Source organism: Streptomyces sp. NPDC050658 (genome assembly GCF_044457025.1).
GTDB lineage: Bacteria > Actinomycetota > Actinomycetes > Streptomycetales > Streptomycetaceae > Streptomyces.
In genome coordinates this window covers 1-18,026 of record NZ_JBITGM010000011.1, presented here as the reverse complement: position 1 = coordinate 18,026, position 18,026 = coordinate 1, and the positions used below count along the sequence as shown (strand labels likewise).

The following is an 18,026-nucleotide window of genomic DNA, read 5'->3' as shown; positions in this document are numbered from 1 at the left end:
GAAGGCAGGGGAGAGGCATGGGCGAGGACGACACCCGCAGCGACGAGGACACCCGCAGCGACACGTACGCCGAACTGGCCGCCGTCGGACCCTACGGCGTGCATCCCGGGCACGCCCTGATCACCATGGTCGAGCCGCATCCGGGCCATGAGTACGCGTACAACCGCTGGTACGAGGACGACCACTACTACGCCGGCGCGATGGCGATGCCCTGGATGTACGCGGGCCGCCGCTGGGTCGCGCCCCGCGAGCTGCAACTCCTGCGCTACCCGGAGAAGTCGGCGGTCGCCCAGCCGGTCACCGCGGGCTGCTACATCTCCACGTACTGGGTCACCGAGGGCCGCTACGGCGACCACATGAAGTGGACCGTCGGCATCAACAAGCGGCTCAACCGGGACGCCCGCGTCTATCAGGACCGTACCCACGTCTTCACGGCCTTCCAGGACCACGAGGCGACGGTCTACCGGGACGGGGCGGCGGGCCCGCGCGACTTCCACGCGCTCGACCATCCCTACCAGGGCCTGGTCGTCGAGGTCGTCGACGCCGAAGGCGCCGGGCGGCGGGCCGAGTTGCTGGAGTGGCTGCGGGCCAAGCACCTGCCGCGCGCCCTGGCCGGCTCACCCGCCGCGATGGTCACGATCTTCCGGCCGACTCCGCTGCCGGGCGACCGGATGACGTACGTGAAGCAGGTCGAGGGGGTCGACACGCGCCTGACCCTGCTCTGGTTCCTGCAGACCGATCCGCGGGAGTGCTGGCAGGAGCACTTCGCCGGGCGGGCGGAAGCGGTGGCGGAATCGGGCCTCGGGCAAGTGGAATTGGTGGCTCCGTTTATCCCCACGGTGCCGGGCACGGATATGTACGTCGATCAGCTGCGCCAGTAAAGAAGCCGAGCCCCCTCGGCCGGGACGGCGGGCCAGTCGAGAGGGCTCAATCGGTGGTGCGTATTTGGTTGTTGATCTCGCACTGTTCCCCAGGTGCGTTTGTGCGCTGTGGTGCGAATCAGCCGAGGAGTGAGGTCTCCCGGCCCACCTCGGTGACGAACGCGCGCCAAGAGGCGGCGGGGAAGGCGAGGACAGGGCCCTCGGTGACCTTCGAGTCCCGCACGGAAATCGCCTCGGAAATCGGGGACTTGACCTCCACACACGCGCCATTTCCCGTGGAATACGAGGACTTGACCCAGGTGTGCGTAGCGCCTTGGTGAATTGCCATGGTTACTCCGGTTCGCCCAGTTGTCGAGTTGCGGTCACCGCTGTGCGCGGCTTCGCCAACAGTTGTTGCTTGATGGCGTGAATGACGCTACTCGCCAACATCGATACGTGAAGGGACCGTTCACTCAACCGGATGGCATATTCCAGCGGGGTCTTCCGCCCCGACGCGGGAAAGGTGTACCGTGCGGCGCCTTCCCCGCGTAGGGGCATCACATATCCGACGTATCCGTCAGAACTCACAGATCACTTCAGCGCGCGTACTCTTTCGCGATGTCCGCGATGAGTTGGCGCGATTGATCAACATTCAGCGCCTGGGCACGCAGATGCTCGTACATGACGCTGTACTGCTGCACGTCGTTGGCCTTCTCCAGATAGAGATCGCTCGTGACGCCTTCGATGTAGACGACGCTGGAGTCCGCCGCGTCCGGGAACTCGAGAATCGCGTACTGGCCATTGAGGCCGGGGTGTGCGCCCATCTCGAAGGGAATGACCTGGACGGTCACGTGCGGCAGTTGGGACTGCTCGACGAGATGCTCCAGCTGATCGCGCATCAGATGCTTGGAGCCGACGACGCGGCGCAGCGCGGACTCGTCGAGGACGGTCCACAAGCGCAAAGGATTCTCCGGGGCCGAGATGCGCTCCTGGCGGCGCACGCGGACCTGGACGCGCTTCTCGATGTCCGTCGGCGTGGTCTCCGGCAGCGCGCCGGTGATGAGCGCCTCGGCGTACGCCCGCGTCTGCAGCAGACCCGGGACGACCTGCGGATCGTAGACGCGCAGGGACGCGGCATCGGTCTCCAGGCCGATGTAGACGCTGTACGGGATGTCGCCGAAGGAGTGCCACCAGCCCTGCTGGCGGGAGTCCTTGGCCATTTGCATGAGGGAGTCGACGATGCGGTGGTCCTCGACCTCGTACACGCCGCACAGATCGCGTACGTCGCGCTGGCTGATGGACCTGCGGCCGTTCTCGAGACGGCTGATCTTCGACTGCGAGACGAGCAGGCGCTCGGCGACCTCCTCGGCCGTCATGCCCTTGAGCTCACGGAGCCGACGCAGCTCCTGGCCCAACCGGCGTCGCCTGACGGTGGGATTGACATTGGACGCCACGGACGTGCACCTCCGACTACAACAAGCCTCTACTTTGCGTGTCTGCTGTTCAGCAGAGTGCCACCAACGCGCCGCGCACCGCTGGGAAACAGCCGATGTGAAGACGGGTGTGCGGACGGTGACGAGGACTGGTGTGAGGGGTGCGGTCCGATCGCTCGGCGCCCGTGGTGTGCGGCCGCGCGGGGCGGTGGTACCGGTGTCGTCGTCCGGACGGCCCGGTGCCGGTGCCCCGCGCGGCCCAGCGGCTCCCGAACCGGGTCTGGGGGACTGCGGTGCGGCGTGGCTGTTGCGGTGCTGGTGTTGCTGGGCGGTGCGACTGATGCCCTTGTCGTGCCTGTTGCCCTTGTTGCCCTTGGTGCCGTGACGTCACTGCTGGCTGCTCGGCCGGGACTGCCGCCCGGCCGGGCTCAGTGGGCCACGGCGCGTGCCATGGATCCGCGGCGCGGCTGCATCGGGACCACGCCTGGTTCCGGAGCGGTCCTGGCCGCCTGCCGGCCACCGCCCTGCCCGCCCGGTCCCGCTGGGGCCGGACTGCGGCGCGGCTGAGCGGCCACGCCGTTCTGGACGTCCATCACGGCGTGTGCCACGAGGCCGCCCATGGGGTCGTGCCTGATCAGATCCCGGAGCCTGGAGCGGGATGAACGCCCCTCGTTCCCGGGATACAGGTGCTTGCCGAGACCGACCGCGTGGGCCAGTGCGGCGAGCGCCGCGGTCCGTGGGTCCGGCGGTACGCCGGTGCGGATCGCGCTGTCCAGCCGGGCCCTGATGTCCCGGCTGATCGCCGTGTCCGTCGCCTGGTAGCGAGTCGTCGGCAGTACTCCGCACATCTGGCCCGATACGGCATGCACCATGCCGCACCGCTCCAGGTGCGCGAGGTAGATCTGGCGCAGCCCCAGTCGGGGCCCGCCAATCCAGTGGACCGCCCGAACCGGGCTGCCGCGCCTGCGCAGCAGTTCCAGTGCGGAGTCCAGAGTCGGATCTCCGGTCGGCCGTGGCATCACCACGGCGATACGATCCCCGTCTGGGGCTATCCGTCCGGCCAGCGCCAGCTCCACTAGCTGTGCTCCGGCCAGACCGAGGTCGAGCGACTGCGGCTGCGCTGTGGTACCCGTGGCCGGGTCCAAAGCGAGCAGCAGAAGCTCCTCCGGAATTGTTCTGCGGCTCCTGCCCATCCATGCCTCCCCGCGTGGATGAATGACAGGGTGACCCCTCTCACATTGGTCTGTCGAGAGTGCGTGACCGGTAAGTACGGGAACCAGTAGGTATGTCGTTCTCGTCTACCACGGGGGTTAAGCCCTCACACAGGACACTGGGACATGGTTCGGACAACGGGTCCGGCCGGTTCTGGCGCAACGGCAACGCGTGGCAACGCAAACGGCATGGCGTACGAGGAGGCATCGGTGGCGGGCGAGACCCCCGACAGGTCGAAGCAGCGGAAGTCGTCGGGCAAGTCGTCGGGGAACCCGACCGCTGAGCCGACCACCGACCCGCGCCTCGCGGTGGCCCGCGAGGTGCCGGCGGCGCGGTCCACCGACGCGGTGCGGGAGGACCAGGCGACGGCTGTCTTCTCGACGAAGGCGGTGACAGAGGGTGGCTCCGCCGGATCACCGGATCCGGAGCAGCCCGGCGCGTCCGGCGCTTCCGCCGCGTCCGGCGGCGAGGCGAACGGCGACGCGCGGCTGCGGGCCGCGGTGGCGGCGTGGGTCGCGGGGGACGGGCCCGCGGAGGGCGAGACTGAGGCTTCGGATGCTGACGGCGCCGGTGCCGTTGCCCGTGCCGCTTCGGAGGGCGGTGAGCCTGCGGAGGACGGTGCCACGGCTTCGGGTGACGCGTCTGCCGGGGGCGATGCCCAGGACGAGGGCGCGGCCGAGGGGGCTGCCCAGGACGAGGCTGCCGATGCCGACGTGGCCGCCAAGGGTGGCGCCTCGGCTGATGCCGCTGCCTCAGCGAAGGCCGGTACCCCGGCTGTGAGCCCCGCCTCCGAGAGCGACGAAGCCCCGGCCCCGGACGACGCCTCCGCGGACGCCGAGGCTCCTGCCCCGGCCAAGAGCGAGACCCCTGCGGCGGGCGCTGCCCCGACCGAGGGAGCGGCCAAGGCCAAGGGCGACGCCTCTGCCAAGGCCGGGGCTCCCGCCCCGGCGAAGAGCGACGCTCCCGCTGGGGGCGAAGCCGCCGCGAAGGGCGGTACGCAGGCTGTGGGCTCCGCCTCTGCGAGCGGCGAGGCTCCGACGGATTCCGCCGAGGGAGCGGCCAAGGCCAAGGGCGACGTCTCCGCCAAGGCCGGGGCTCCCGCCCCGGCGAAGAGCGACGCTCCCGCTGGGGGCGAAGCCGCTGGGAAGGCCGGTACGCAGGCTGCGAGCGAGGTCTCCGGCGGTGGCGGGTCTCCGGCTGCGGACGACGCCTCCGCCAAGGACGGGGCTCCCGCCACGGCCAAGAGCGGTACCCCGGCCGTGAGCGCCGTCTCCGGGAGCGATGAAGGCCTGGCCCCGGACGATGCCTCCGCCGACGCTGACGCTCCCGCCAAGGGCGAAGCCAAGGCTAAGAGCGGTGCCCCCGTCGGGGCTGAGGCCGCTGGGAAGGCCGGTGCGCAGGCTGCGAGCGACGTCTCCAGCGGTGGCGAGTCTCCGGCTACGGACGACGCCTCCGCCAAGGGCGACGCTCCCGCCGGGGACGAAGCCGCTGCGAAGGCCGGTACGCCGACCGCGAGTGCCGCCTCCGAGAGCGGCGACGCTCCGGCCTCGGACGACGCCTCCGCCAAGGACGCCTCCGCCAAGGACGCCTCCGCCACTCCCGCCCCGGCCAAGAGCGACGCTCCCGCCGACGCCAAGTCCAGCAAGCCCGGCAGCGACTCCAAGCCCGGAGCCGGTGTGCCCGCGAAGTCGGACAGCGACGCGAAGCCCTCGGCGGACGCGAAGCCCTCGGCGGATGCCAAGCCCTCGGCGGGCGCCAAGCCGGACGCTGATCCTGACGACGACACCAAGCCCCCGGTAGACCAAGCCACCGCCGTCTTTCGTGCGCTGCCGCCCAAGGCTGTCGATCAGCCGACCACCATGCTCAAGTTGGGCGACCACAAGCCCGGCGGCAAGGGGAAGGGCGCGGATGCAAAGGCGGGAGCAAAGGATGTAGCCGCTCCCAGGTCCGAGAGTGATGCCGAGCGCACCAGCAAGTTCGTCGCGCTCAAGCCGCTCGACGAGGCGGCCGGCGCGGGTGGCGCCAAGGCCACGGCCGAAGCCCCGGCGCAGCCGCCCGCGCCCGGCAACGTCGGCCCCGAGCGCACCACCCAGCAGCCGCTGCCGCCCAAGCCCCCGCTCGACCTGCTCGCCGAGCTGACCAACACCCCGCCGCCGCCGGAGACCCCGGTCCGCACCGCCGTGCGCCGGGTGAAGATCTGGACGCCGCTGGTCCTGCTCCTGGTGATCGTCTTTGCGGTCGTACAGGCAGTACGGCCTCTCCCGACGCCCACCCTGAAGCTCACCGCGCAGGACTCCGTCAGCTTCGAGGGCGGTAAGCCGACCATGCCGTGGCCGGGGGAGGGCCAGGCCGCGATGGACGTGAACGGCATCGGCACGTTCGGCACCTCCGGCGACCAGAAGCCCGTACCGATCGCGAGCATCGCGAAGGTCATGACGGTCTATCTGATCCTCCGCGACCACCCGCTGGAGAAGGGCGACAAGGGTCCGAAGATCCCCGTCGACGCCGCCGCCCAGAAGCACTACGAGACGGGCAAGCCGGCCAACGAGTCGGTCGTCAAGGTCACCGAGGGCCAGAAGATCACCGAGTACGAGGCCCTCCAGGCGGTCATGCTCCCGTCCGCCAACAACGTCGCCAAGCTCCTGGCCCGCTGGGACACCAAGAGCACCTCCGAGGACGAGTTCGTCGCGAAGATGAACAAGACGGCCAAGGAGCTGGGCATGAAGAACACCCACTACACGGACCCCAGCGGCCTGGACAAGACGACCGTCTCCACCGCCGAGGACCTCGTGAAGCTCGGCCGGGCCGCGATGAAGAACCCCGTCTTCAACGAGATCTCCCGGCAGCCCAACTACATCGACCTCAACGGCGACAAGCAGAAGAACTTCTTCGGCCTCGTCCCGACCGTCGCGATCGGCATCAAGACCGGCACCACCACCGCGGCCGGCGGCAACATCCTCTTCGCCGCGAAGAAGGTGATCGACGGCGAGGAGCAGACGATCATCGGCGCCGCTCTCGGCCAGTACGGCGACAACGGCGTGGCCAACATCGACGAGGTCACCGCCGTCACCCGCAAGCTCATCGAGGCCGGCCAGGAGGCGCTCACCGCGAAGACCATCGTGAAGAAGGGCGATGTGGTGGGAGAGGTCGAGGACGGGCTCGGCGGGTCCACGCCCGTCGTCGCCACCAAGGACGTCTCGGCGGTCGGCTGGTCGGGCCTGACGGTCAAGCTGGAGCTGAACGACCGGAAGGGCAAGACCATCCCGCACTCGGCGAAGGCGGGAACCGAGGTCGGCGTGCTGAGCGTCGGCGACGGCAAGGGCGGCGCGGTCGAGGTGCCGGTGGCCCTGCAGAGCGACCTCGTCGAACCGGGCTTCGGCGACAAGCTGACGCGTGTGGGCTGACGCTCAAGGGCTTGATGCCTGTGGACTGCCGTGGTGGGCCATCCGCCCCGGTCCGGGGGTTTGTGTCCCCTTCCCGGGAGGGAAGGGGACACAGGCTTTCACCGGCGTAGTGCCTCCGCAGGCGGCACGCGGCTGGCGCGCCACGCCGGATAGAGGCCGGCGAGCAGCCCGGTTACCAGGCCGGTCACAGGAGCCGCGACCAGCACCGCGGGGTGAGTGACAGGGGTCCACTCGCGGAGGTAGGCGACGGTGACGACCGCGACGGTGCCCGCAGCGGCTCCGACGAGGCCGCCGAGAGTGCCCAGGACGCCGGATTCTGTGAGGAACTGGAGGGTGACGTGGCGGCGCCGGGCGCCCAGCGCGCGGCGGAGCCCGATCTCACCGGTCCTTTCCAGTACGGCGACGAGCGTGGTGTTGGCGATACCGACCGCTCCGATAACCAGGCACACCCCAGCCAGCAACAGAAAGAGCTGCTCCAGGTCGCCGGTCACCGTGGTGCGCAGCGTTCGTGGGTCGGACGGGGGCACGGCCGCGAATCGCTCGGGATGAGCGGGGTCGAGCGCCATCGCGGTCTCTCCGGCCAGTTGCTGTGCCGCGCCGAGCCGGGTGGAGACGAGCATCCGGGCGCGTTCGCCCGGTTCGGGTCCGCCCCAGAGCACCTCTGCTGTGCTCCGGGGTACCACGACGGACAGCAGCAGGTCGGGCTTGCGTTCCACATCCTCGATGATGCCTATGACGGTGAACGGTGCATCGTCGATGAAGATCGCCGGGTTGCCGCGCAGGCTCGTGATGCCGAGGCGTGAGGCGAGGGCGCTGCCGATGACGGCGACTCGCTCGTGGCGCTGCTCGTGGAAACGGTCGAAGACGCGCCCGTGGCGCAGCTGTGCCCCGGCAGCCCGCAGGACACCGGGAGAGGCGGCCACGGTCGTAGCGCGCTCCCGTTCGGCGCCGGGCGCTGAGGATGCACCGATCAGATTGTTCCGACCGAGTCCCACGGTCCAGTAGACGCCCGCGTGGAGACTGCCGTTGAGCTGTTCGATCCGGGAGTCAGAGTCAGCGGGAAAGGAGTTGGCGACGGTGTCGGAGTCCGTGCCGCCGGTGTCCTTGACCGTCACTTCGGTCGCGGTGAGCTGGTTGAAGCGGGCGTCGATCTGCGACGAGGCTGTGGCCGTCAGCCCCAGCACGGTGACCAGAGTGCCCACGCCGAGCACGGTGCCCAGTGAGGTGAGTGTGGACCGTCCCGGTCGCTGCAACACGCCAGCCAGCGCTTCGCTCAGCAGATCCCGAAGGCCGAGGTGGGAGCGGGTGCGGTCGGCCCGCGCCCGGCGGATCAGGCGCACGGTGCCGCTCCGTTCGGTTCTGCTGCCGTATGGGTCGCCCGGGTGGAGTCCGGGCCACCACGCCGTATGTCGCTGACTTCGCCGTCCCGGATGTGCAGTCTGCGGTCGCCGCGGTCGGCGACCTCCGGGGCGTGGGTGATGACGACTAGTGTCATGCCGTCCTGGTGCAGGGCGTCGAGGAGGTCGAGAACAGCGGCCGCGGTCGCTGTGTCGAGGTTTCCAGTGGGCTCGTCGCACAGCAGGAGCGAGGGAGCGGTTGCCAGTGCTCGGGCGATGGCCACACGCTGGCACTCACCGCCAGAGAGCCGCGTGGGTACCGCGTTGAGGCGGTGGCCGAGGCCTACCCGCACCAGGGCGTCGCGGGCCAGTGCGGTGCGTTCGTGCCGGGCCACAGCCGGGTTGTAGAGCATTCCCAGCATGACGTTTTCCACAGCGCTGCGGTGCGGGACGAGATGGAAGGACTGGAAGACGAAGCCGATACGGCCGCCGCGGAGAGCAGTGCGGTCTCGTTCGGAAAGGGTCGTGGTGTCGGTGCCGTTGAGGAGGCAGGTGCCCTGGGTCGGCGCATCAAGAAGCCCGGCGATATTGAGGAACGTGGACTTGCCGGACCCGGAGGGGCCCGTGATGGTGACGTACTCGCCGGGGTGGATGCGGATGTGGCAGGGCTTCAGCGCCTCCACGGGGGGCGGGCCGGCGTAGGTGAGAGCGGCCCCGCGCATTTCCAATACGGGGGTAGTGGCCTCAGGGGTCGGCATGCGTGGGGTCACTGGACACGCCTGCTGCGGGCGGTGGACTCGACACCGACGGAGACGGCGTTGCCTTGCCGCAGCTTCCCGCCCCCGGTCGGAGTGACTTCGATATAGCCGTCACCGGATATGCCGGTGCGTACCGGTACCCGTCGCTGCTCACCGTCCGAAGTGCACACCGTGACAGCCGACTTGTCGTCGGCGCCGGAGGTGACCGCCGAGAGGGGTACCACCAGCACCTTTCCGTCTGATGTCGCCGCTTCCACGGTGAGGCGCACGTCCTGGCCGGACAGCTTGGGGTGGAGCGGTTTGTCGGGGGCGACGATGAACGCGTACCCGGCGCGGGAGTCGGGTGCGCCGTCCTGCTTGCCGTCGGACAGTTCGCGGGCAACCGACCTGACCGTGCCGCTCGCGGTCGTACCTGTGATCTCGGAAGAGATCTCGACCTGCTGGCCCGTGCGCACCAGGTTCTTCTCGTCGGGCCTGAGGACGCCGCGTACCGTCAGGTCACCAGTGCTGAGTGTCACCAGCTTTTCTCCCGGTTCACGCCCGGCCCGTGCGGGCACGGTCTCCACGCGCGCCGGGAAGGTTGGTACGTAGACCAGCTCGGAGACCGGGACGACCGGGACCATGGACGATCCGCCGGTGGCGCCTTCGGCCTTCTCTCCGCCTCGTGACGGGTCATAGCCGAGAGACTCATAGAGACGTTTGACGGCTTGCGCGGTGCCGGTGCCGAACCGTCCCGGGGCATCGCCCTCGGTGCCGAAACCCGTTTCGGCCAGGGCCTTTTGCAGCTGGGCAACATCGTCGCCATGCAGACCGGGCCGCAGGTCACGATAGGCGGGGAGGCTGCCGCGGAGCACGAAGACGGGGCGCCCGGAGACTTCGACGAGGACTTGGCCCGGCGACACTTTGTCGTCTGGCTTGACCTTCACACGGGTGACGATGGATCGGGAGGAATCGCTTCCGCCTGGACCGGCCGTGCTGATGTCCAGGGTGTGCGAGGCCCGGACGAGACCACGGGTCACCACAGTGTCCTTGAGGACGCGTCGTTCCACCGGTGCGGTCAGCACATCCGGTTCGGGGGGACCGGCCTCGGCTGCGGCTTGCTGCGGCGACTTGATCAGCTGGCCCGCTGCCGCTCCTGTGCCGGTCAGGAGGACCGCTCCGGCGACCAGGATCACCACCGTACGGCGCCGCCTGCCCAGTGTCGTCGCTTGCTCGGTCGTCATGGTTCTTTCCCTCCGGCTTGCCGTGCGGCACAGGGTCAATTCCGGCTCAAGCTATCCGGAATCACCCGTCTCGGAAGTGAATATTTTGGACATATGGCATAAAGCTTGGTGAGTGTTGTCGTAAATGCGCCATGAGTGCAGGTTTGGTTTGCAAAGTTCAACTGGAAACCGGTAGATCAGTTTGGTCACGAATTGACTGTTTCGTAATTGAGGGAGAAGAAGATGAACAAGAAGCTGCGCAGAGTCGCGGTGGTGCTCTCCGGTGCCTGCCTCGTGATAGGCGTCGGCGCATCGGCATCGGCGACGGACAAGAATGTAGGCACGAAGGCATGCGACGCCGGGTGGGATTTCGCCCTGCGCTACAAATCGAATCAGCAAGGTGCTTACCGGTATTTCGGTTACTCCGAGGGGAATTTCGACCGAGGTGCCAGCTACCTCGGCCCCTTCCGCTATTGCGATGACACGCGTGCTCCATACAAGAGTGGGTCGGGGAAGCCGGTCAAGAACAATGCGGCCTCTGCCCGGAACAAGAGCGGCACCTACAAGGCCACGGTCTATTTCAACAGTTGGTGGAAGGGTGCTTCCGACACTCTCCGTCCGAACACGTCCAGGAATCTGAACAACACCTACAACCAGAACGCTTCCTTCAAGTGGCACAGCTGACCCGGCCAGGGAAGCGGAGGTTTGAGGACATGACTGGCGGCAAGAGCGGCAGGTCGCGTGGCCTTGTGGTGCGGTGGGCGGCCTGTGCGCTGACGGTGGCCGTGGTGTCCGGCTGTGCGAGCGGCGGCGAATCAGACAAACCGGCGGGCGATGGGGCCGCCGACGGTGCGTGGGCACTCCCCGTGGAGGCATATCTGCCGACGAGAAAGGAGGAGCAGGCGATCACGCAGGCGCGTGCTGCGCTGGTGAAGGACTGTATGGAAGCGCAGGGGTTTTCGTACAACCAGCCCCCCGAACTTCCCGAGATCGGCGGTCAATCGTTGACTGACGGGCGCTATGGGATCTGGGAACGTGACGATGTCGAGCGATGGGGATATCACCCTGACCCGGAACGGCTCAAGGCGCATGAGGAAGCCACGGCACAGGTCACAGATCTCACGCAGGAACTCTCGCAGGCCGAGCGCACGGCCCTGTATGGAAAAAGCGAAGGGCCGGCCGAAGGGCATGGGATCGGCGGCTGCGCGCGGGAAGTATCGGTGAAGCTGGGCGAGGGCACCACCGGCGAGAGCTTCACGGAGCTGGCCGAGGCGATGGCCAACGATGCGCACAGCAGAGCTCAGCGGGAGCCCGTCGTGCGAAAGGCATTCGAATCCTGGTCGGCCTGTATGAAGAAGCAGGGCTATGACTACCAAACCCCGATGGATGCCAATGACGACGCGGCTTTCGCCGAGCAGGAAATCAGCGATGCGGAGCTCGCGGTAGCCCTCACAGACCTCGACTGCCGCGAGAAGCACCGGGTCAATCAGACCTGGTACGAGCAGGAGACGCGTTGGCAGAAGCGGCTTATCGAGGAGAAGTCAGTCCCGCTGCACGCGGTGCGGAGGCAGACTGCTGACGTGGTGCGCAAGGCGCAGCAGGTACTCGAAGGGTCCCGCTAGGGCGCGGCCGGGCCCGAGGCGGCTCCAGCCAGCCGAGCTGTTGGGCCTTGGCGCCCAGCGCAACTCTCCCGGGCGCTTCCAGACGGAGCATCAGGGTGTGGACGCGTCGCTGCACCGTGCGCTGGCTCATCCCCAGCCGCCGGCCAATGGCCGCGTCGTCGAGGCCGCTGTAGAGCAGTTGCACGATCAGCAGCTCCTGTCCGTTGCAGCCCTCCGGCGCAGCACCTGCAGGCCGTGATATCTCGGGTCGGGTCATGTGGTCGCCTCTGCGGTGATGTCATTCCGGCTGTCGTGGCCCGCACGGCCACCACGTCCTGTTCGTGGTCGTGGTGGCCGTGGCCTCTGGGCGTGGGGTTCAGCGCTTGCGTTGCCGTTGGGCCAGCCGGTTCGCCTGCTCGCGTCGCGAGGCGGCCACCACGTCCACCTCCGCGCCGGCCCCCTCGCCCGGGGTCGCTTCTCCTGTGCGCAGCTTGTCGGCGACCTGGCGCACCCGTTCGTCGTTCGGGCCGCGGTCGAGGTAGAAGAGCGACTCGTCGACCGGATTGTTGTCGCCGCCCCAGCGGATCACGCCTTGGCAGTCGGCGAGGATGTCGCGCACCACCAGTTCCTGGAGCGGGAAGAGCCCGCCCTTCGCGGCGGCGCCCGGGCGGATGCGCACCGCGGTGCCGGAGGCGAGATTCGACTCGGGCAGGTCCTTGTGCAGGCCGTCGATCGGGCGCCAGCCGGCCAGGTCGATCCGGGGGAGCTGCTCGACCTCGTAGTGGAAGCGCCGGATGACGTGGAGCAGGATCATCTCCGCGTCGCCGATCCGGACGTCGACCTCGAGGCCGGTACCGGGGACGGGGCGGGTCCACACCGTGGAGATGTGGTTCGCCTCCTTCTCCAAGGGCCAGCCGTTCGCGGACGTGGGCGCCTCGGAAGGCGCTGCCTTCCGGTTCTGCGCGGGCGACGCCATGGCCGTGCCCGTTGCGAGAGAACCCACCGCGACGGTGGCCGTGATGACGCCGGCATGTTTCATCACGTTCCGTCGTGATAAGCCGTCCCGCATGTCGTGCTGCATGTTTTCTGTGCCTTTCTCAGAGGGTGATGAGGACGATCGTCGGCAGGAGCGTGGCCAGGACACTGAGCGACCAGTACACGCGCGGGGTGAGAGTGGTCCTGCGCCGGAGGGGCCGGTTGGCCAGCCACCAGAGCAGGCTGTAGAGGCCGACGACGGGGACGACGATCGGCAGCCAGACCAGCATGCCGTCGTTCTCCGTCGGTTCCCTTGTGGTCAGGCCGAGTTCGGCGAGCGGCCAGTTCGCCGCGAGGTACCACAGCAGCCAGATCGGTATCACTGCCGGTATGCCGAGCAGCACGTTCACCAGGAGCGGCGCCGACCAGTGCCTTGTCATCCGTTCTCACCCTCCGTTCGTGACGGTCGTCACTTGCCGCGCGACAGGGCGTTGTAGTTCTCCAACACCTTGTACAGGCCGACCAGTTCACGGCCGTACTGCTTCGCGTCGGCACCGGTCCCGTTGTAACGGGCCAGCAGGGCCTGAGTGTCGGCCAGGCTGGTGGTCAGGCTCGGCCGGGCGATGCCGAGCTGGTGGGCGTTGTAGATCGTCAGGTACGCGACCGAGCGGATGTTGTACGTCTCGTCCTCGTTGAGCTTCTTCCACACTGCCCGGGTGTCGGCACTGGTGAGCGGCGTGCCGTTGATGATCTTCTGCTGCATGCAGTAGTTGCGGGCCGCGATCGTCACCCAGGCGAAGATCTGCCCCCAGCCGGTGCTGCTGTCGTCCTTCACGCCCTTCTTGACCAGTTCGTCGGCGGCGGCGTCCCCCGGGTTCAGCTTCCGCAGCTCCCACAGCACCGGCGCCTGGATGAGGGCCTTGCGGAGCTTGAGCTGTCGCGCCATCGAGGTGAACAGCCAGTCCGCGCTGAGCACCATGTCGAATGCCTTGGTGGTGGGGACGCCGCCCAGGGTGGCCCAGTCCTTGTCGTTCCACTCGTCTCCGCCGGTCTCGGGGACACCGATCGACGTCAGGTAGTTCTGGACGTCCTTCAGCATCGCGTCCCGGTAGGCCTTCTTGTCCAGGTCCCTGTCCGCGCCGCTGAGCGAGGACCCGGCGTCGAAGTCGCCCTGGCCTGCGTCGCGGCCGGACGCGATGTTGTTGTCGATCTCGATCTTGCCGTCGCCCGAGCCGACGCTGATGGTGGCGATCTGGTCGAAGGCCCAGTTGGTGGGCAGCGGGTAGCCGAGGTTGCCGGAGAAACCGCTGGACATGTCGGAGACGAAACTCGTCGCGGAGTACCCGGCGTCCGCGACGCGTTGGCATACGTTGCGCGGACCGTAGACGCCCACGCCGTACCCGGAGTTCTCACCGATCGTCCGCATCACTCCGCGGAAGTGCGGAATCACGTACTCGGTGACCTCGCCGTCCATGGCGTCGTAGTCGACCGCGAAGTAGATGATCGTGCCCGGCTTGAACCCGTGGACCCGGGCCCATTCGATCGCGCGGAACGCGTCGCCGGCGCCCTGGTTGTAGCTGAAGTAGTCCGCCGACCGGCTCCACGTCTGGAAGATTGGGAAGCAGCGCAGACCGGCCTTCTTGATGGTGGCCAGCTCGCCGGGCTGGATCTGCTTCTCCTTCAGGTCTCCGCTCGGATTGGGGTCCGGGTTGTACAGGTACCGGCCGACGTACTTGTACCCGGCGCTCTTCAGCGCCGCCGCGCGGGCCGGAGTGATCATGGTGACGCCGTCGCAGGCCGTTCCCTTGCGGGACTGATCGCCGTATGAGACGAGCAGCGAGGCCCAGGTCTCGAAGTCGCCGAGGCCGGTGACCTTGAGCTTGCTGAAGGACTGGAAGCTCTCCACGCCGGCCTTCACCTCGGCGGTGAAGTTCCCGAAGGGGACTTTGCGCTTGTTGAGGATCATTGCCCCGGTGAACAGCATCGCCCAGACACCGGTGGTGCCGACCGAGACCGTGTGGGACTTCAGGCCGGACCGGGTGCCAGGGCCGAAGGCGCCGTTGGCGACGCCGTCGGCCATGCCCAGCTCGTACTGGATCGCGAGCAGCATCGACTTGGCGACGTCCCGGGAGTGGTGACCGTCGCAGGGTATGGCGTAGTAGTCCTTGCGCAGGATGTACTTGCCGTTCAGCCACTGCTGAATGGACCGGATGGTGTCCGAGCCGCCGCTGATGGTGACGTAGGCGTCCATGTTGAACAGACCCTTGACCACCTTCGGCCACAGGGAGCTGTCCGGGTAGGTGCCGTCCACCCCCATGTTCTTGTGCAGCCTGGCTATGGATGCCTTGACCCGGTCGTTGTACTTGCCGTCGATGTCGCCGCCGTCGTAGCCCTTGCAGTACAGGGCCGCCTGGATGATGCGGCAGAAATTGGCGGACGGGATGGTCTTCTCGTCGAGCTTGCCGTACTTTTCGGCGATCGTGGCCAGGGTGGTCGGCCCGAAGGCGTTCGACAGGGCCTTGATGCCCATCTCGTACTGGAGCGCCCGGGTCAGGGCGTACATCGTGGGCCAGCCGGTTTTCCCGTCCTCCGCCAGTTTGGATAAGCCGAGTGTGGCACCGTTGTTGTAGGTCGTGTTCACGAACCTCTGGGCACGCTTCACCATCTCGTCGGCCATGGGTCTCCTCCTGCCGCCCGGGTCGTGGCAGGCGGTCTCATGCCGCCGAGTCGTCCCGTGGAGGCGTTGTGTGGTGGCGTGCCGGCCCGGCAGAGCTCGGGGCGGGCACGCCAAAGGTGCGCCTGGTGGCGCTGGGGCAGCTTGGGCTGCACTTGCTGTTGATGAGGCAGGTGTCGCGCGATGCAGCGGACCACGGTCCGCCAATCGGTGGACCATCCGCGGTAGTTGAAGAGCCCCCTTTGACTGCCGCCGGTCGAAGCGATGACGTGATCCGGATAATGATCATCATTTTCCGAATTCGAGCCATATCCAGTCAAGGTCGAAATGGGATGAAGTATCCTGATTTGCCGAATGTAAAGAGATGTTTGGTGTGCACTCGTGATCAATCAGGTATGAAAATCGTGGGCAACCCTGCAACTGCTTCGAGCGTCGTGGGAGGCGGCTGCTCCGGGCGCCCCTCCACGCCTGCGTGCTAGCGTCACAAGCTCGGGGGGCAGTACGCCGGGGTGAAGGACAGGGGTTCCGGGACGAACGCCTCACTGACTCGGACCCGGGTACTCCGGAGACACGGACAACACGGGGAGAGCCTTCAGTGGCCACAGCGGAGCCGACGCGAGCCGACGACGCCGATCCTGACGGCACCGGTGGCGGCAGCACCCGCACCGGCGCCCGAATAAGGCTGCCCGCGCAGCGCCGCCCCGAGCCCGCAGCCCCCGAGCCGACCCCTCGGGCCAAGCGGATCCTGCGTCACCCGGTGACCATCGCGACCCTCTCCGCGGCCGTGCTGCACCTCGTCTGGTTCTTCGCCTTCGCCAGCGGCGGCGGCGACCTCGCCGCCCAGGACGCCTGGGCGGAGTTCGTCGGACGGCACCCGGACTCCGCGTACAACCTCGCCTGGTACGGCGGGATGCACCCGGTGTCGTACAGCGTCGTGTCGCCGTATCTGATGTCGGTGCTCGGCGTGCGGACGACGATGATGGTCGCCGGGACGCTCTCGGCGGCGCTCCTCACGATGATCCTGATCCGCAGCCGCGCGGTGAAGCAGCCGCTGTGGCCCGCGCTGATGGGCGTCTTCGCGCTGCTCTGCAACGCGATCTCGGGCCGCGTGACCTACGGACTCGGCCAGATGTTCGCCCTGATGGCGGTCGCCGCCGTCTTCTGCTGGCCCTACCGCTGGCGGTACAAGCGGTGGGCGAAGGCCCTGGTCGCCGCGCCGTTCGCGGCGCTCGCCACGATGGGCAGCCCGGTCGCCGGGCTCTTCGTGGGCCTGGTCGCCGTCGCGCTGTTCCTCAGTAAGCGCTACCCCGGCGCGTACGCGCTCGGCCTCGCGCCGGCCGTCGTCGTCGGCATCTCCGCCTGGCTCTTCCCGTTCTCCGGCACGCAGCCGATGTCGTTCGGGTCGGCGTCTCTGCCGCTGCTCTACTCCGGGTTCGTCTTCTTCCTCGTACCGAAGCAGTGGAAGACGGTCCGGATCACGACGGCGGTCTACGCGGCGTTCGTGCTCGGCGTCTGGCTCATCAACTCGCAGATCGGCTCGAACATCACCCGCCTCGCGATGTCCTTCGCGGGCGTCGCGCTGCTCGCCGCACTGCCGTACGTCGTGCCCAAGTCCCGCCAGTGGTACCTGATCATGGTGGGCATCGTCGGGTTCGTCGGCTGGATCGGCTTCAAGGCCGGGGACGACGTCGTGCACGCCAGGCCGGTCGCGTCCTGGACGCGTGAGCTGGCGCCGCTGGTCAACGAGTTGCAGGAGGTAGGCGCGGAGAAGGGCCGCGTCGAGGTGGTGCCCGCGCGCAGCCACCGCGAGGCGTCCGCCCTCGCCCCGTACGTGAACCTCGCCCGCGGCTGGAACCGGCAGGCGGACATGGAGCGCAACCCGCTCTTCTACGACGACACCCTCAACTCGGCCAACTACCACGAGTGGCTGCAGCGCTGGTCCGTGCATTACGTGGTGGTGCCCAAGGGCGAGCCCGACGGCGACGGCGGCAAGCGGGAGGCCGCGCTCGTGGAGAAGGGCCTGCCCTATCTCGAGCAGGTGTGGGTGGACTCCAACTGGCAGCTGTACGAGGTCAAGGACCCGACCCCGCTGGCCGATCCGCCCGCCGTGGTCAAGCGCGCCGAACAGGGCGAGTGGACGATCGACGTGAAGGAGCCGGGCCGGGTCCTGATCCGTGTCCCGTACTCGCCGTGGCTGAGCATCGTCGACGCCGAGGGCAAGGGCGTGGAGCGGCCGGAGGAGACCGAGGAGTCCAAGCAGCGGCGCGAGTCCGACGACGACCTGCCCAAGGAGTTCGAGAACCGCAACGGCTGCCTCATCGAGGCGGAGGAGAACGCCGACGGCGACAAGTGGACCGAACTCCTGGCCCCCGGCCCCGGCACCTACCGCCTCGGCGCCCCCTACCAGCTCCCGCGCGGCACGGCCTGCCCGGAGGAGCTGGCGGAGAGCGGGCGTTAGGGCCTAGGGCCTGTCCCGCGGATCATGCCGCGGGCCGCGGGGTCTGGCACGCCGATCTGCGGCGTTGTCGCCGGTTGCCGGCTTCCCCAAGCTCTCGGCTGCGCTCGAGCAG

15 protein-coding genes are annotated in these 18,026 nt (G+C 68.2%); 5 read left to right on the top strand and 10 right to left on the bottom strand.

All coding sequences use genetic code 11. The features are described from left to right. Positions 1 to 17 precede the first annotated feature (17 nt). Positions 18 to 881, top strand: coding sequence for a hypothetical protein (locus tag ACIBKX_RS31225; protein WP_363269941.1), 864 nt, complete (start codon positions 18 to 20; stop codon positions 879 to 881). Between the two features lie 118 nt (positions 882 to 999). On the opposite strand, the gene ACIBKX_RS31220 is transcribed toward ACIBKX_RS31225, so the two are convergent. The 3 genes from ACIBKX_RS31220 to ACIBKX_RS31210 form a co-directional block, all read right to left on the bottom strand. After that, positions 1,000 to 1,209, bottom strand: a complete 210-nt coding sequence (locus ACIBKX_RS31220; protein WP_363269942.1) for a DUF397 domain-containing protein — start codon at positions 1,207 to 1,209, stop codon at positions 1,000 to 1,002. A gap of 247 nt (positions 1,210 to 1,456) precedes the next feature. After that, positions 1,457 to 2,314 (bottom strand): helix-turn-helix transcriptional regulator, encoded by an 858-nt coding sequence (locus ACIBKX_RS31215; protein ID WP_363269943.1) that lies wholly within the window; start codon positions 2,312 to 2,314, stop codon positions 1,457 to 1,459. Between the two features lie 407 nt (positions 2,315 to 2,721). Further along, on the bottom strand, positions 2,722 to 3,486 hold the full coding sequence (locus ACIBKX_RS31210) for a GPP34 family phosphoprotein (RefSeq protein WP_363269944.1): 765 nt from the start codon (positions 3,484 to 3,486) through the stop codon (positions 2,722 to 2,724). 207 nt (positions 3,487 to 3,693) lie between these two features. Between ACIBKX_RS31210 and ACIBKX_RS31205 the strand changes: the two genes are divergently transcribed. Further along, positions 3,694 to 6,909 carry a D-alanyl-D-alanine carboxypeptidase gene (locus tag ACIBKX_RS31205; RefSeq protein WP_363269945.1) on the top strand — a complete coding sequence of 1,072 codons (3,216 nt, stop codon included), beginning with the start codon at positions 3,694 to 3,696 and terminating at the stop codon, positions 6,907 to 6,909. A gap of 98 nt (positions 6,910 to 7,007) precedes the next feature. Here ACIBKX_RS31205 and ACIBKX_RS31200 read toward each other — a convergent pair whose 3' ends face one another. From ACIBKX_RS31200 to ACIBKX_RS31190, 3 genes are read right to left on the bottom strand one after another with little or no spacing between them, the layout of a single operon-like run. Continuing rightward, entirely contained in the window at positions 7,008 to 8,249 is a 1,242-nt protein-coding gene (locus ACIBKX_RS31200) for an ABC transporter permease (protein WP_363269946.1), read from the bottom strand. Beyond that, entirely contained in the window at positions 8,240 to 8,968 is a 729-nt protein-coding gene (locus tag ACIBKX_RS31195; RefSeq protein ID WP_399376579.1) for an ABC transporter ATP-binding protein, read from the bottom strand. Before ACIBKX_RS31195 ends, ACIBKX_RS31200 begins: the two co-directional genes overlap by 10 nt. A gap of 44 nt (positions 8,969 to 9,012) precedes the next feature. Further along, a complete protein-coding gene (locus tag ACIBKX_RS31190) occupies positions 9,013 to 10,227 on the bottom strand; it encodes a peptidoglycan-binding protein (RefSeq protein ID WP_363269948.1) in 1,215 nt (404 codons plus the stop codon). Positions 10,228 to 10,449: 222 nt separating this feature from the next. On the opposite strand from ACIBKX_RS31190, the gene ACIBKX_RS31185 reads away from it, so the two are divergent. Both ACIBKX_RS31185 and ACIBKX_RS31180 read left to right on the top strand, forming a co-directional pair. Next, entirely contained in the window at positions 10,450 to 10,890 is a 441-nt protein-coding gene (locus ACIBKX_RS31185; protein WP_363269949.1) for a hypothetical protein, read from the top strand. Between the two features lie 29 nt (positions 10,891 to 10,919). Next, positions 10,920 to 11,828, top strand: a complete 909-nt coding sequence (locus tag ACIBKX_RS31180) for a hypothetical protein (protein WP_363269950.1) — start codon at positions 10,920 to 10,922, stop codon at positions 11,826 to 11,828. Here ACIBKX_RS31180 and ACIBKX_RS31175 read toward each other — a convergent pair. The 4 genes from ACIBKX_RS31175 to ACIBKX_RS31160 form a co-directional block, all read right to left on the bottom strand. Beyond that, a complete protein-coding gene (locus ACIBKX_RS31175) occupies positions 11,734 to 12,084 on the bottom strand; it encodes a LuxR C-terminal-related transcriptional regulator (RefSeq protein ID WP_363269951.1) in 351 nt (116 codons plus the stop codon). The two genes, ACIBKX_RS31180 and ACIBKX_RS31175, sit on opposite strands and share 95 nt — an antisense overlap. Before the next feature lie 99 nt (positions 12,085 to 12,183). Beyond that, positions 12,184 to 12,876: a twin-arginine translocation signal domain-containing protein gene (locus ACIBKX_RS31170; protein WP_399376694.1), complete on the bottom strand. Its 693-nt coding sequence runs from the start codon at positions 12,874 to 12,876 to the stop codon at positions 12,184 to 12,186. Between the two features lie 28 nt (positions 12,877 to 12,904). After that, entirely contained in the window at positions 12,905 to 13,222 is a 318-nt protein-coding gene (locus ACIBKX_RS31165; protein ID WP_363269953.1) for a hypothetical protein, read from the bottom strand. Positions 13,223 to 13,251: 29 nt separating this feature from the next. After that, entirely contained in the window at positions 13,252 to 15,459 is a 2,208-nt protein-coding gene (locus ACIBKX_RS31160; protein WP_363269954.1) for a glycoside hydrolase domain-containing protein, read from the bottom strand. A gap of 592 nt (positions 15,460 to 16,051) precedes the next feature. Between ACIBKX_RS31160 and ACIBKX_RS31155 the strand changes: the two genes are divergently transcribed. Beyond that, positions 16,052 to 17,914: an MFS transporter gene (locus tag ACIBKX_RS31155; RefSeq protein WP_363269955.1), complete on the top strand. Its 1,863-nt coding sequence runs from the start codon at positions 16,052 to 16,054 to the stop codon at positions 17,912 to 17,914. The last annotated feature ends 112 nt before the right edge of the window (positions 17,915 to 18,026 follow it).